Origin of the sequence: Bordetella petrii (assembly GCF_020991325.1) — a bacterium.
Lineage (GTDB): Bacteria > Pseudomonadota > Gammaproteobacteria > Burkholderiales > Burkholderiaceae_B > Bordetella_A > Bordetella_A petrii_E.
This window is the reverse complement of the sequence record NZ_JAJMLX010000110.1, coordinates 1-13,872: the sequence shown is the minus strand read 5'-3', so window position 1 is coordinate 13,872 and position 13,872 is coordinate 1. Positions and strand designations below refer to the sequence as shown.

At 65.3% G+C, this 13,872-nt stretch carries 11 protein-coding genes and 1 pseudogene; 8 read left to right on the top strand and 4 right to left on the bottom strand.

What is annotated here, in order from left to right:
- Positions 1-650: 650 nt before the first annotated feature.
- The gene (locus tag LPZ50_RS12770) at positions 651-1,280 is read right to left on the bottom strand and encodes a TetR/AcrR family transcriptional regulator (protein ID WP_230661866.1); all 630 of its coding nucleotides are present in this window, start codon (positions 1,278-1,280) and stop codon (positions 651-653) included.
- Here LPZ50_RS12770 and LPZ50_RS12765 point away from each other — a divergent pair.
- Genes LPZ50_RS12765 through LPZ50_RS12735 form a run of 7 tightly spaced genes read left to right on the top strand, consistent with a single transcriptional unit; the run spans position 1,279 to position 10,343 of the window.
- Positions 1,279-1,560 carry a hypothetical protein gene (locus LPZ50_RS12765; RefSeq protein ID WP_230661865.1) on the top strand — a complete coding sequence of 94 codons (282 nt, stop codon included), beginning with the start codon at positions 1,279-1,281 and terminating at the stop codon, positions 1,558-1,560. The two genes, LPZ50_RS12770 and LPZ50_RS12765, sit on opposite strands and share 2 nt — an antisense overlap.
- On the top strand, positions 1,557-5,315 hold the full coding sequence (locus LPZ50_RS12760; protein WP_230661864.1) for a nitrate reductase subunit alpha: 3,759 nt from the start codon (positions 1,557-1,559) through the stop codon (positions 5,313-5,315). Before LPZ50_RS12765 ends, LPZ50_RS12760 begins: the two co-directional genes overlap by 4 nt.
- A 15-nt stretch (positions 5,316-5,330) precedes the next feature.
- Positions 5,331-6,881, top strand: a complete 1,551-nt coding sequence (gene narH, locus LPZ50_RS12755; RefSeq protein ID WP_230661863.1) for a nitrate reductase subunit beta — start codon at positions 5,331-5,333, stop codon at positions 6,879-6,881.
- A 10-nt stretch (positions 6,882-6,891) separates the two neighbouring features.
- A complete protein-coding gene (narJ, locus tag LPZ50_RS12750) occupies positions 6,892-7,590 on the top strand; it encodes a nitrate reductase molybdenum cofactor assembly chaperone (RefSeq protein ID WP_230661862.1) in 699 nt (232 codons plus the stop codon).
- Between the two features lie 10 nt (positions 7,591-7,600).
- Positions 7,601-8,287 (top strand): respiratory nitrate reductase subunit gamma, encoded by a 687-nt coding sequence (gene narI / locus LPZ50_RS12745; RefSeq protein ID WP_230661861.1) that lies wholly within the window; start codon positions 7,601-7,603, stop codon positions 8,285-8,287.
- Between the two features lie 12 nt (positions 8,288-8,299).
- The gene (locus LPZ50_RS12740) at positions 8,300-9,046 is read left to right on the top strand and encodes a peptidylprolyl isomerase (RefSeq protein WP_230661860.1); all 747 of its coding nucleotides are present in this window, start codon (positions 8,300-8,302) and stop codon (positions 9,044-9,046) included.
- Between the two features lie 31 nt (positions 9,047-9,077).
- Entirely contained in the window at positions 9,078-10,343 is a 1,266-nt protein-coding gene (locus LPZ50_RS12735) for an MFS transporter (RefSeq protein ID WP_230661859.1), read from the top strand.
- Between the two features lie 46 nt (positions 10,344-10,389).
- Here the strand turns inward: LPZ50_RS12735 and LPZ50_RS12730 are convergent, their stop codons facing one another.
- The 3 genes from LPZ50_RS12730 to LPZ50_RS12720 all read right to left on the bottom strand — a co-directional run bounded on the left by LPZ50_RS12730 (position 10,390) and on the right by LPZ50_RS12720 (position 13,495).
- The gene (locus LPZ50_RS12730) at positions 10,390-11,460 is read right to left on the bottom strand and encodes an NADH:flavin oxidoreductase/NADH oxidase (protein ID WP_230661858.1); all 1,071 of its coding nucleotides are present in this window, start codon (positions 11,458-11,460) and stop codon (positions 10,390-10,392) included.
- Between the two features lie 2 nt (positions 11,461-11,462).
- Positions 11,463-12,446, bottom strand: a complete 984-nt coding sequence (locus LPZ50_RS12725; RefSeq protein WP_230661857.1) for a tripartite tricarboxylate transporter substrate binding protein — start codon at positions 12,444-12,446, stop codon at positions 11,463-11,465.
- A 131-nt stretch (positions 12,447-12,577) separates the two neighbouring features.
- Complete coding sequence (locus LPZ50_RS12720; protein WP_230661856.1) at positions 12,578-13,495, bottom strand: LysR family transcriptional regulator; 918 nt, start codon at positions 13,493-13,495, stop codon at positions 12,578-12,580.
- A gap of 170 nt (positions 13,496-13,665) precedes the next feature.
- Here LPZ50_RS12720 and LPZ50_RS12715 point away from each other — a divergent pair.
- A pseudogene (locus tag LPZ50_RS12715) lies at positions 13,666-13,872 on the top strand (iron-containing alcohol dehydrogenase); the annotation flags it as partial.

The following is a 13,872-nucleotide window of genomic DNA, read 5'->3' as shown; positions in this document are numbered from 1 at the left end:
GATATCCACGTAATACGCCACTCATTCAGGCCGAATGACGTTGCCGCGCTCCGTGGACCTGAAGACCTGACCGAGGAACGAGTCTTGGCGTACACCCGGGAGCAGGACATTTCGCCTCGTCGCTTCCCGGCAGCCCCTCCTCGCTTTTGGGTGATACTCATAGCCGACGGCAAGAACCGCTCTCGCCTCTGGGGAACCTTCGAAAATCGTGGAGAATTGGCGACTGAACGCAGTGGATCGTGCCGGTATTTCGACCTCCATTCAACGGATTTCCTTGCACCCCTCAAGGATCGGCTCGTAATTGACTGGGACAATCCCCGCAGCTGGCACCGTGGCGCCAGCTCCGCCAGCGCAGCGCGGATGCAGGTAGTCGAGATCGCTGACCGGGACAAGGTTCCTTTTCCTGGCTTCGACGGTGTGCTGCTTAGCTACCCCCAACTGCAGGACCTGGTGGATGACCCACGCTACGGGGACTGGCGCGCAGCACTTTCCGAGGTCCAGGGGATTTACCTGATTACTGACTCCAGCAACGGGAAGCAATATGTCGGCAAAGCCGACGGCTCAGAGCGGATCCTAGGCCGATGGACGAGCTACGCCCGCGATGGCGGGGCCGGCCTGGACGGCCGCGGGCCAGTCCAGCAGCAACGCGGTCATGGCCGGGTTCCCGCGGCCAGGCCGTGGATGAAGACGTCCAGCGTGGCGTTGAGTTCGTGGCGCAGCGGTTTCGCCGGTTCGCTCAGCCAGCGCGTCAGCGCGGCCAGGTACAAGAACTGGAACATGTGCGCCAGTTGCGCGGCCGGCAGGTCGCTGCGCAGTTCGCCAGCCTGTTGGCCGGCCTGTATCAGGGGTTCGATGATCTGGTCCAGCCCGCTGCGCGGGACAGTTTGCGGATTGCCTGGCTGGGTATGCGCCAGGCGGTAGCGCAAGTAATGCGCCAGGTAGGCACGGTTCGATTCGGCCCAATGGCAGCTGGCCTGCAGCAAGCATGCCATGCGCGCGGCGAAACCCGCTTGGCCGCGCATGGTGTCGCGCAGGCCGGGGGCGTGCGTGGCCAGGTCGCGGTGCACGCGGTGCGCCAGCAGGGCTTCCTTCACCGGGAAGTGGTTGTACAGCGTGCCCTTGGCCACGTCCGCCTCGGCAGCGATCTGTTCCATGGTGACCCCTTCGAACCCCAGGGTCTCGAACAGGCGATAGGCCGTATCCGCCAGATGGTCGAGCGTTTGCTGGCGCTTGCGTTCGCGGCGGCCAGGGTCGGGCATGCCCGGATCGGAAAGGGTCATGAGAACAATACAATTTTTATACGTAGATCAAAATTATACGACGTATAAAAATTTTGAGAAGCCGAGCCAGACCTTGTCATACTCAAGCGCGATATTGCAATTTCTATTGCCAATGTTGACGTTATCTGACACAGGCTGTACGTTAGGCGGCACGCTGCATGCAAGCCGATCGTTGAAAGGAAGCACCGATGGCAAGCTTTCACTGCAAGCTCCCCAGGCCGCCACCCTAGCGCCCGAGCGCGTTGTTGACTTTTCAAACGCCAGGGGAGCCATGCCGTGAGCTATTTCGTCGATCGCCTCAAGTACTTCACCCGCGCCAAAGACTCGTTCGCCGACGGCCACGGCAGTGTCGTGAAGGAAGACCGCAGCTGGGAAAAGGCCTACCGCGACCGCTGGCAGCACGACAAGATCGTGCGGTCCACCCATGGCGTGAACTGCACCGGGTCCTGTTCGTGGAAAATCTACGTCAAGGGCGGCATCGTCACCTGGGAAACCCAGCAGACCGACTACCCCCGCACCCGCGCCGGCATGCCCAACCATGAACCGCGCGGCTGTTCGCGCGGGGCATCGTATTCCTGGTACCTGTACAGCGCCAACCGCATCAAGTACCCCATGCTGCGCGGCCGCCTGGCGCGGCTGTGGCGCGAGGCCCGCAAGACCATGGAGCCGCTGGCCGCCTGGGAACATATCTGCACCACGCCCGGCCTGGCCGACGACTACAAGCGCGTGCGCGGCATGGGCGGCTTCGTGCGGGCCAATTGGGACGAGGTCAACGAACTGGTGGCGGCGGCCAACGTGTACACGGTCAAGCGCTACGGGCCCGACCGCGTGGTGGGTTTTTCGCCGATTCCGGCGATGTCCATGGTGTCGTTCGCCGCGGGCAGCCGGTACCTGTCGCTGCTGGGCGGCACCATACTCAGTTTCTACGACTGGTATTGCGACCTGCCGCCGTCCAGCCCGCAGACCTGGGGCGAGCAGACCGACGTGGCCGAGTCGGCCGACTGGTACAACTCCAGTTTCATCATCATGTGGGGCTCGAACGTGCCGCAGACGCGCACGCCCGATGCCCACTTCATGGTCGAGGCGCGTTACCGCGGCGCCAAGATCGTGTCCATTTTTCCGGATTACGCCGAAGGCGCGAAGTTCGGCGATGTATGGCTGCACCCCAAGCAGGGCACCGACGCCGCCCTGGCCCTGGCCATGGGCCATGTGATCCTCAAGGAGTTCCACCTGGAGGGCAAGAGCGACTATTTCCGCGAGTACTGTAGGCAGTACTCCGATATGCCGTTCCTGGTGCGCCTGGAACGGCAGGGCGACCGCTATGTGCCGGAACGCATGCTGCGGGCCGCGGATTTTCCGGATGCGCTGGGCGAAGCCAACAATCCGGCCTGGAAGACGGTGGCCTTTGACGAAACCAGCGGCCGCATGGTGGTGCCGGGCGGGTCGATAGGATTCCGCTGGAACCAGCAAGACGGCGGGGACCAGGGCAAGTGGAACCTGGACGCCAAGGACGCGCAGGGCAACCCGGTGAAGCTGCGCCTGTCGCTGGTGGGCGGCCACGATGACGTGGTGCCGGTCTCGTTCCCGTACTTCGGCGGACGCCAGCACGACTATTTCCAGGGCACCGACCACGGCGACGTGCTGGAACGCAACATGGCGGTGCGCCGCCTGCAGACCGCCGAAGGCGAAGTGCTGGCGGTGACGGTGTACGACCTGCTGATGGCCAACTACGGCCTGGACCGCGGGCTGGGCGGCGCCAACGTGGCGGCTTCGTACGACGACGACGTGCCCTACACGCCGGCCTGGCAAGAACGCATCACCGGCGTCAAGCGCGATGACGTGATCACCGTGGCGCGCCAGTTCGCGGAAAATGCCGACAAGACCCAGGGCAAGTCCATGGTGATACTGGGGGCCGGGTTGAACCACTGGTACCACATGGACATGTCGTACCGCGGCATCATCAACCTGGTGGTCATGTGCGGTTGCGTGGGCCAGTCGGGTGGCGGCTGGTGCCATTATGTGGGGCAGGAAAAGCTGCGGCCTCAAACCGGCTGGAGCACGCTGGCCTTCGGCCTGGACTGGTGCCGTCCGCCGCGCCACATGAACGGCACGTCGTTCTTCTATGCCCACACCGACCAGTGGCGCTACGAAAAACTGAAGGTGGGCGAAATCCTGTCGCCCTTGGCTGATCCGGCCCAGTTCCAGGGTTCGCTGATCGACTTCAATGTGCGCGCCGAGCGCATGGGCTGGCTGCCGTCGGCGCCGCAGTTGCAGACCAATCCGCTGCAGGTAGTGCGCGACGCGCGCCAGGCAGGCCAGGAGCCCACCGACTACGTGGTGCAGGCCCTGCGCGACGGCCGCCTGAAAATGTCTTGTGAAGACCCGGACCATCCCGACAACTTCCCACGCAACATGTTCGTGTGGCGCTCGAACCTGCTGGGTTCGTCGGGCAAGGGGCACGAATACTTCCTTAAGCACCTGCTGGGCACCGAACATGGCGTGCAGGGCAAAGACCTGGGCCAGGCCGGCGAGGAAAAACCGCAGGACGTCGTCTGGCACGACGAGGCGCCGCGCGGCAAGCTGGATTTGCTGGTGACACTGGATTTCCGCATGTCCACCACCTGCGTGTATTCCGACGTGGTGCTTCCCACCGCGACCTGGTACGAAAAGAACGACCTGAACACCTCGGACATGCATCCGTTCATCCACCCCCTGTCGGCGGCGGTGGACCCGGTGTGGGAATCGCGCAGCGACTGGGAAATCTACAAGGGCATCGCACGCGCGTTCTCGGCGATCGCCGCAACCGAACTGCCCGCCACGCAAGACCTGGTACTGACGCCGCTGCAGCACGACAGCCCCGCCGAACTGGGCGACCCGCACGCCGTGCGCGACTGGAAGCTGGGCCAGGCCGATATGCTGCCCGGCAAGACCATGCCGTCCATGGCGGTGGTGGAACGCAATTATCCCGAGCTGTACAAGCAGTTCACGTCGCTGGGGCCGCTGACGCGCAAGCTGGGGGTGGGCGGCAAGGGCATCAACTGGGCGGCGGGCGGCGAATGCGACCTGCTGGGCCAGTTGAACTACCAGGTGGAAGAGGCCGGCGTCAGCCAGGGCCTGCCGCGCCTGGATACGGATATCGACGCGGCCGAGACCATCCTGGCGCTGGCTCCTGAAACCAATGGCGAGGTCGCGGTGAAGGCCTGGGAAGCCTTGTCCAAGGTGACGGGGCGCGACCATGTCCACCTGGCGATGCCGCGCGAGCACGAGAAGATCCGCTACCGCGACTTGCAGGCGCAGCCGCGCAAGATCATCTCGTCGCCGACCTGGTCGGGCCTGGAATCGGACCACGTCAGCTATACCGCGGGCTACACCAATGTGCACGAACTGATCCCGTGGCGCACGCTGACAGGGCGCCAGCAGCTGTACCAGGACCACACCTGGATGCGGGCCTTTGGCGAAGCGCTGTGCGTATACCGGCCGCCGGTGGACACCAAGTCGATCAGCCCCATGCTGGAAGAACGCTACAGCAATGGCAACCCGCAGGTGGTGCTGAACTTCATCACGCCGCACCAGAAGTGGGGCATTCATTCCACCTACACCGACAACCTGATCATGCTGACGCTGTCGCGCGGCGGGCCGATATTGTGGATATCGGAAAAGGACGCGGCCAAGGCCGGCCTGGTCGATAACGACTGGATCGAGGCCTACAACGTCAATGGGGCGCTGGTGGCGCGGGTGGTGGTAAGCCAGCGCGTGCCCGAGGGCATGACGATGATGTACCACGCCCAGGAAAAAATCGTGAACATGCCCGGCTCGGAAATCACGGGCGCGCGCGGCGGCATCCATAACTCGGTGACGCGCGCAGTGCTCAAGCCCACCCACATGATAGGGGGCTACGCCCAGCTTTCGTACGGCTTGAACTACTACGGCACCGTGGGATCGAACCGCGACGAGTTCGTGGTGGTGCGCAAGATGAAGCAGATCGACTGGCTGGAAAAGCCGCGCGCCGCGCAGCCCGACAGCACCCACGCCTGAGCACCGGAGAAAACGATGAAAGTACGCGCGCAAATCGCCATGGTGCTGAACCTGGACAAGTGTATCGGCTGCCATACCTGTTCGGTCACCTGCAAGAATGTCTGGACCTCGCGTGGCGGCATGGAATACGCCTGGTTCAACAACGTCGAGACCAAGCCTGGCATCGGCTATCCCAAGGACTGGGAAAACCAGAAACGCTGGAACGGCGGCTGGAAACGCACGGCGTCGGGCAAGATCGAGCCCCGCCAGGGCGGCAAGCTGCGGCTGCTGGCCAATATCTTCGCCAACCCGAATCTGCCCGAAATCGACGACTATTACGAGCCGTTCACCTTCGACTACGAGCACCTGCACAACGCACCGGAACTGCAGGCCGCGCCCACCGCCCGGCCTCGTTCGCTGATTACCGGCCAGCGCATGGAAAAGATCGAATGGGGTCCCAATTGGGAAGAGATCCTGGGCGGCGAGTTTTCCAAGCGCTCGGAAGACTACAACTTCGAAGACGTGCAGAAGGACATCTACGGGCAGTTCGAGAACACCTTCATGATGTACCTGCCCCGCCTGTGCGAGCACTGCCTGAACCCCAGCTGCGTGGCCAGCTGTCCGTCGGGGTCGATCTACAAGCGCGAGGAAGACGGCATTGTGCTGATCGACCAGGACAAGTGCCGCGGCTGGCGCATGTGCGTGTCGGGCTGCCCGTACAAGAAGATCTACTACAACTGGCAGAGCGGCAAGGCCGAGAAGTGCATCTTCTGTTATCCGCGCATCGAGGCCGGCCAGCCCACGGTGTGCTCGGAAACCTGCGTGGGCCGCATCCGCTACCTGGGCGTGCTGCTGTACGACGCCGACCGCATCGAGCAGGCCGCCGCGGTGCAGGACGAGAAGCAACTGTACGAGGCCCAGCTCGAGGTATTCCTGGACCCGAACGACCCGGCGGTGATCGCCCAGGCGCTGGCCGACGGCGTGCCGCAAGGCTGGCTGGACGCGGCGCGCCAGTCGCCCACCTACAAGATGGCGGTGGAATGGCGCATTGCCTTCCCGCTGCACCCGGAATACCGTACCCTGCCCATGGTGTGGTACGTGCCGCCGCTGTCGCCCATCCAGGCGGCCGCCAATAGCGGGCATATCGGCGCCTTCGGCGAAATTCCGGACGTGAAGTCGCTGCGCATTCCGCTGCGCTACCTGGCCAATATGCTGACGGCCGGCGACGAGGCGCCGGTGGCGCTGGCGCTGGAACGCCTGCTGGCCATGCGGGCCTTCATGCGGGCCCGCACCGTCGACGGCGAAGAGCGCGCCGACATCCTGGGCCAGGTTGGGTTGAGCACGGCCCAGGTGGAAGACATGTACCGCTACCTGGCCATCGCCAACTATGAAGACCGCTTCGTTATTCCCACCTCGCATCGCGAGTATGCCGAGGATGCCTTCGATATGCGCGGCGGCTGCGGGTTTTCGTTCGGCAACGGCTGTTCGGGCGGGGTGTCGGAAGGCAGCCTGTTCGGCAGCAAACCGCGCGGCAACGCGCAGGAAGTGGTGTTCATGGAAGTGCAGCGCGACAAGATCCATGGTTGAGGGGGCGGCAATGACGATACAGCCCCTGGAACCCCCCGCCGTTTCCGTCTACAGCGTGCTGTCGGCGTTGCTGGCCTACCCCGACGATGCGCTGCTGGGCGCCTTGCCGGAATTGCAGGCCGCGCTGGACGCGCCGCAGCGTGCCCAGCTGGCGCCGGTGTTCGCCGCGCTGGGCGGCGGGCAGGACCTGATCGACCTGCAGGAACAGTACGTGGCCACCTTCGACCGGCGCCCGGCCCATTCCCTGCATTTGTTCGAGCACATACATGGCGAATCGCGCGACCGCGGGCAGGCCATGGTGGATCTGCGCGAGGAATATCTGCGCCACGGCCTGCTGCTGGACACCAGCGAACTGCCCGATTACGTGCCGCTGTTCCTGGAGTTTTTGGGGCAGATTCCGCCCGCCGACTCGGCGGCCCTGCTGGGCGATGCCATCCACGTGCTGGCCCGCATCGGCGACAAGCTGGCCCAGAGCGGCAGCGCCTATGCCTGCGTGTTCACGGTGCTGCGGGCGCAGACCGATACGGTGCCGCAGCCCTTGCCCGAGCCTCCCGAGGGCGATATGGAAGAAGCCATGGTGACCTTCGGCCCCGAGGCGGACGGCACCGAACCGGTGATGCGGGCCCGCGGCCAGACGGCGCAGCCCGTGCGTTTCTACGAAGCCGATCCGCGGCAAACCGCCGCGGCTCCGGGCGGCGGTCAAAGGTAAGGAGAGCGGCATGCCAGATCATCTGCATTACTTCTTCTTCGGTTTGTACCCGTACATTGCCCTGGCGGTGTTCCTGTTCGGCAGCCTGGCCCGCTTCGAGCGCGAGCAGTACACCTGGAAAAGCGATTCCAGCCAGTTGCTCAAGCGCGGCGCGCTGCGCTGGGGCAGCAACCTGTTCCATTTCGGCATCATCTCGCTGTTTTTCACCCACTTGGTGGGCTTGCTGACGCCGCCGGCGGTTTACCACGCCATGGGCGTCAGCACCGAGGCCAAGCAGGCGATGGCAGTCATTGTCGGGGCGGTGCTGGGCCTGATCTGCATGGCGGGGCTGCTGATCCTGATTTACCGCCGCATATCCGAACCGCGCCTGTATGCCACGTCGCGGTTCTCGGACTGGCTGACCCTGTTCTGGATCCTGATCGTGCTGTCGCTGGGGCTGCTGTCCATCCTGACGTCGGCCAAACACGAAGACGGCGCGCTGATGCTGCTGCTGGGCGAATGGGCGCAGCGCATCGTCACCTTCCGGTCGGGCGCGGCGGACATCATGATGGGCGTGCCCTGGGTATTCCAGTGGCATATGGTGCTGGGCATGACGCTGTTCCTGATTTTTCCGTTCACGCGGCTGGTGCACGTATGGAGCGGCTTTGCCTCGGTGGGTTACCTGGGCCGCGCCTGGCAACTGGTGCGTTCGCGCTGAACGGGAGACAAGATGATTTCAGTCAACGGCACCGCTATTGGCGAAGACCTGCTGCAGGCCGAGATGGCCAACCATCAGGGTGAACCGGATCCCCGCCAGAGCGCCGGACGGGAACTGGTATTGCGCGAACTGCTGCTGCAGCGCGCCCATGCCCTGGGCATGGCTCAAGACGACCCGGCCGCCTCCGTCAGCGCGGTGCTGGCGGCCGAGGTCCAGACACCCGAGGCCGACGAAGCCGCCTGCCGGCGCTATTACGAACAGCACCCCCAGCAGTTTGTCAGCGGGGCGCTGGTCGAGGTGTGGCACATTCTGTTCCAGCTGACCCCGCGCGTGGACCCGCGGCGCCTGCGCGCGCGGGCCGGCGAGGTGCTGCAAGAGGCGCACCGCGCGCCTGCCGACGCGTTCGGCGATTTCGCCCGCCAGTATTCCAATTGCCTGTCCGCCCAGGAAGGCGGCCGGCTGGGCGATATCGGCCGGGGTGAAACCCTGCCCGAGTTCGAGCAGGAAGTATTCGCCATGCCTGCCCACACCTTGCTGGACCGCCTGGTGCAGACACGCCATGGCTTTCACATCGTGCGCACCGGCCGCAAGGTGGAAGGCACGCTCATGGCGTTCGATGCGGTGCAGGCGCGCATCGCTTCCTGGCTGGCCCAGGCTTCCGAACGCCGGGCCACGCACCAGTACCTGCAGTGGCTGGCGGGGCAGGCGCGTATCGAAGGCCTGGATATGCCCGGCGCGGATTCACCCTTGCTGCAGTAAGCCTGAACCTTCCGTTGAACAGGAGAGCGCGATGAGCAACCGGCCCAGGGCCTATGCGGTGCTGTACAGCAGCACCTTTGCCTTCATGGTGTGCTTCGTGGTGTGGATGATGTTCGGGGTGCTGGGCATCCGCATCCGCGAGGAACTTGGGCTGAATGCCTTCCAGTTCGGCTTGCTGACTTCGACGCCGGTGCTGACGGGCGCCATCTTCCGCCTGCCGCTGGGAATCTGGACGGATCGCTTTGGCGGGCGCATCGTGATGACGATGCTGCTGGCGGGCTGCGCCATTCCGGTGTACTTCGTGAGCTATGCGCAGGAACTGTGGCAGTTCCTGCTGATTGGCCTGTTCCTGGGCCTGGTGGGCGCATCGTTCGCCGTGGGCACGCCGTATGTGGCGCGCTTTTTTTCGGCGGAACGCAAGGGCTTCGCCATGGGCTTTTTTGGCGCGGGCACCGTGGGCGCCGCCGTCAACCTGTTCGTTACTCCCATTCTGCTGGAAACCTACGGCTGGCGGATGGTGCCGAAGATCTACGCGGTGGCCTTGCTGGCCACCGCGGTGATGTTCTGGCTGGTGGCGGCACCCGACCCCGGCGCGGGCAAGGGCGGCGGCAAACTGCGGGATCAGTTCAAGATACTGAAGAACCCGCGCGTGTGGCGCTATTGCCAATACTATTCGATTACTTTCGGGGGGTTCACGGCGCTTTCGTTGTGGATCCCGCAATACTTCCAGGCCGAGTACAACCTGACCCTGGTGGCGGCGTCGGCGCTGGCGGCGGGGTTTTCCTTGCCGGGCGCCGTGCTGCGCGCGGTGGGCGGAGGCCTGGCCGACCGTTTCGGCGCGCACAAGATGACCTGGTGGTGCCTGTGGGTGGCGTGGGTGTGCCTGTTCATTCTGTCATACCCCAATACCACGCTCACGATACAGACGCTGCATGGGCCCGAGGCTTTTCATATCTATCTGCCGATATGGCTGTTCACGCTGCTGCTGTTCGTATTGGGCGCCATGTTCGCTTTCGGCATGGCGTCTACGTTCAAGTACGTGGCCGATGATTTCCCCGAGAACATGGGGGTGGTGACGGGCATTGTCGGCCTGGCTGGGGGCCTGGGCGGCTTCCTGCTGCCGCTGCTGTTCGGCGCCATGGCCGACCTGCTGCAGATCCGGTCTAGCTGCTTCATGCTGCTTTACGGCATCGTGTGGGTATCGCTGATCATCATGTACATAGGCGAAGTGAAGAAAGTGCAGATATCGGGCGACGTGGAAGAGGGGGCCAAAAGGCTGGACGGCGCGCGCGCGTGAGGCAACCCGCGGCCGGCGGCACGATGCCTGCGAGGCCCGCCGGGCTTTATTTGGACACCGCCCGCAGGTACTGGACCGGCCAGCCAGCCTGTTCATCCAGTTCGGCCGCCGCGCGCAGCGGCCAGTAGGGATCGCGCAGCAGTTCGCGTGCCAGCAGCACCATGTCGGCCTGGCCGCGCCGCAAGATATCTTCGGCCTGGTCGGCGCGGGTGATCAGGCCCACCGCCGCCGTGGCGATATCCGCCTCGCGGCGGATCTGGTCGGCGAAAGGCACCTGGTAGCCCGGTTCGGCCTGCCCCTGCGATCCCGGCACGATAGATCCGCTGGAACAATCGATCAGGTCCACGCCCAGCGCCTTCATGCGGCGGGCGAGTTCCACCGATTGCGCTACGTCCCAGCCGCCCTCCAGCCAATCCGTGGCGGACAGGCGCACGAACAGGGGCAGGTGGCGCGGCCACACTTCGCGCACCGCCGATGCCACCCGCAGCGGCGCGCGCACCCGGGCGTCGAACGAACCCCCGTAGGCGTCGTTGCGCAGGTTGCTCAAGGGCGACAGGAACTGGTGCATCAGGTAGCCATGCCCCATGTGCAGCTCGACCACCTGCATGCCTATATCCAGGCTGCGCTGAGCCGCCGCGGCGAAGTCGTCCACCACCTTGGTAATGTCGGCTTCGGCCATTTCGGCGGGCAGGGGGTACACGTCGTTGAAGGCAAGGGCGCTGGGTGCGCGCACATCCCAGCCACCGTCTGCCGCCTGCACTTTCTGGCGCCCGTGCCAGGGAACCTGGGTCGAACCCTTGCGGCCGGCATGGGCGAGCTGGATGGCGGGCACCGCGCCCTGGTCGGCGATGAACTGCGCAATAGGGGCCAGCGCGGCGGCGTGCGCATCGCTCCAGATGCCCAGGTCCGCCGGGCTGATGCGGCCTTCGGCCGCGATGGCCGATGCCTCGACCATGACCATGCCGGCGCCGCCCACGGCCCGGCTGCCCAGATGCACCAGGTGCCAGTTGCTGGCCAGGCCGTCCTGGCACGAGTACTGGCACATCGGCGCCACGCCGATACGATTCTTGAACGATACGCCGCGCAGTTGCAGCGGCGAGAACAGCAGGCTGGGCATAGTCAGTTCACTGTGACGTGGGCATCGCGCACGACCTGGCGCCATTTCCCGGTTTCGCTGGCCAGGTAGTCGCCGAATTCGGCGGGGCTGCCGCCACGCGGCTGCAGCCCCATGTCGGCAAAGCGCTTGCGCAGGGCGTCGCCCTGCAAGGCCCGGTTGACTGCCTGGTTCATAGTGTTGACGGCGGCGGCCGGCGTGTCGCGGGGGGCCACCATGCCGTACCACGGCGTGACATCGTAACCGGGGGCGCCGGCTTCGGCCAGCGTGGGCACGTCGGGCAGCACCGGCACGCGCTGCGGGCTGGTCACCCCCAGTGCGCGCACCTGGCCAGACTGGATGCGCGGCAAGGCGGCGCCCACGCCGTCGACCATGACCGCCACCCGGCCGGGAATCAGGTCGCTGTAGGCGGGGGCGGTGCCTTTATAGGGCACATGCGTCATGTCCATCTTGGTCATGTAGCGCAGCACCTCGGTAGCCAGGTGGGCGGAACTGCCCGCGCCGGCCGAGGCATACGACAGTTCACCCGGGTGCTGCCGCGTGTAGGCGATCAGTTCGCCCAGGGTCTTGAAGGGCGATTGGGCGCTGGCCAGCAAGACATGGGGCGCCGCGGCCACCAGGGCCACCGGCGCGAAGTCGCGCAGATTGTCGTAGGGCAGGTTCTTGTGCAGGCTGGCGTTCACCGCCAGCACGCTGAAGGGCGCCATCATATAGGTGTAGCCGTCGGGCGCGGCCTTGGCCGTGGCGTCGGCGCCGATGATGCCGCTGGCACCGGGCCGGTTTTCCACGATCACTTGCTGGCCCAGCTCGCCGCTCAACTGTTCGGCCACGGCGCGCGTCATCAGGTCCAGCGTGGCGCCGGCCGAGAAGGGCACAATGATGCGCACAGGGTGTTCAGGGTAGGCGGCGCGCGCGGCCGGAATCAGCGCGGCGGCCGACAGCAGCAGGCAGGCGCAGGCGCGCGGCAGGCGCGGGATACGGATGTTCATCTTGGCTCCTCGTGGCGCCCCGGCACCATGCCGGAGCCGCGCCTGTGCCGGCGCGTACCGGCCGCAGTATAGGAACCCGCGCCAGGCCGGCATAGGGCCGGACCAAGAACTTGGTGTTTCTGATGTGGAAACTATGTGGCCGCGATGCCGCTCCAGTCGGGGCGGCTGAACCACTCCTTCAGGAAGTCCAGGAAGGTGCGCACGCGCACCGGTAGATTGCGCCTGCTGGGAAACACCGCGTAGATGTCCAGCCCGGTGGGACGGTAGCCCGGCAGCACGATGTCCAGGCGCCCGTGTCGGATGTCGTCGGCCACCATATACGTGGGGTGCATGGATATGCCGTGCCCCAGCAGCGCCGCGTGGCGCAATGGTTCGCCGAAGTTGGCGCGTATGGTGCCGCCCACGCGCACGGTGCGGGGCGTGCCCCTGGCATCCTGGAACGTCCAGGTGTTGGTGGGGGCCTTCAGCGCATGCACCATGCAATCGTGCCCGGCCAGGTCCGCCACGTCGGCCGGGCGGCCGCGCCGCTTCAGGTAGCCGCGGCTGGCCACCAGTACTTGCGGCGCCACGGCCAGCCGGTGGGCCATCTGGCTGGTGTCCTTCAGGCTGGCGGCGATGCGCACCGACATGTCCAGCCCTTCGGCCACCAGGTCGGTGCGGCCGTCGTCCAGGTACATCACCACCTGGATGTCCGGATGGGCAGCGGAAAAGGCCGTAATGACCGGCACCAGGTGAAAGGCGCCGAACGAGGGCGGCGTGCCTACCCGCAGCATGCCCTTGGGTTCCTTGGCTGAACGGCGGGCCGCGGTCTCGACGTTTTCTACCTGTTCCAGCAGTTCGCGGCCGTTTTCCAGCAAGGCCAGGCCCGACTCGGTAAGGCTGACGCTCTTGGTGGTGCGCATCAGCAGCTGCACGCCCAGATGGTGTTCCAGCCAGTTCACATGCTTGGTGACATTGCCCTTGGCCATGCCCAGGCGTTGCGCAGCGCCCGAAAAACTCAGGCCCTGCGCCACTTCGATGAACACTTCGATGCAGCGCAGCTTATCCATGATGCCGTCCGTTTGTTTTCAATTGGGAAACGATAAATTCCCATCCAGATTCTATCCCCACCGGAAGCGCGTCTATACACTGCCCTTCCATCGCTGGGCCCGACGTCGGCCGCCGCGTCTTGCCATTGCCGACCATGCAGACAGAATCTCCACGCTTCATCCATCAGGCCATGCTTACCCGAACGGTGTTCGGGGCGGGCGTGCTGGACCAGGCAGCGGACGAGATCGCCGCGCTGGGCTGCAGCCGGCCCCTGTTGCTGGCCAGCCGCCGTTCGCGCGCCATGCCTGAATACGCGCAGTTGCGCGCCGCGCTGGCCCATCTGGCCTGTGCGGAAAGCGGCGACGTGCCCGCGCATTCGTCGCCCGCCACCGTGGAC

What these genes read in the sequence shown, in the direction of transcription:
- LPZ50_RS12765 (WP_230661865.1), top strand. Translation starts at nt 1,279, where the DNA reads ATGAGAACAATACAATTTTTATACGTAGATCAAAATTATACGACGTAT.
- LPZ50_RS12740 (WP_230661860.1), top strand. Translation starts at nt 8,300, where the DNA reads ATGATTTCAGTCAACGGCACCGCTATTGGCGAAGACCTGCTGCAGGCC.
- narI (WP_230661861.1), top strand. Translation starts at nt 7,601, where the DNA reads ATGCCAGATCATCTGCATTACTTCTTCTTCGGTTTGTACCCGTACATT.
- LPZ50_RS12725 (WP_230661857.1), bottom strand. Translation starts at nt 12,446, where the DNA reads ATGAACATCCGTATCCCGCGCCTGCCGCGCGCCTGCGCCTGCCTGCTG.
- LPZ50_RS12730 (WP_230661858.1), bottom strand. Translation starts at nt 11,460, where the DNA reads ATGCCCAGCCTGCTGTTCTCGCCGCTGCAACTGCGCGGCGTATCGTTC.
- narJ (WP_230661862.1), top strand. Translation starts at nt 6,892, where the DNA reads ATGACGATACAGCCCCTGGAACCCCCCGCCGTTTCCGTCTACAGCGTG.
- LPZ50_RS12770 (WP_230661866.1), bottom strand. Translation starts at nt 1,280, where the DNA reads ATGACCCTTTCCGATCCGGGCATGCCCGACCCTGGCCGCCGCGAACGC.
- narH (WP_230661863.1), top strand. Translation starts at nt 5,331, where the DNA reads ATGAAAGTACGCGCGCAAATCGCCATGGTGCTGAACCTGGACAAGTGT.
- LPZ50_RS12720 (WP_230661856.1), bottom strand. Translation starts at nt 13,495, where the DNA reads ATGGATAAGCTGCGCTGCATCGAAGTGTTCATCGAAGTGGCGCAGGGC.
- LPZ50_RS12735 (WP_230661859.1), top strand. Translation starts at nt 9,078, where the DNA reads ATGAGCAACCGGCCCAGGGCCTATGCGGTGCTGTACAGCAGCACCTTT.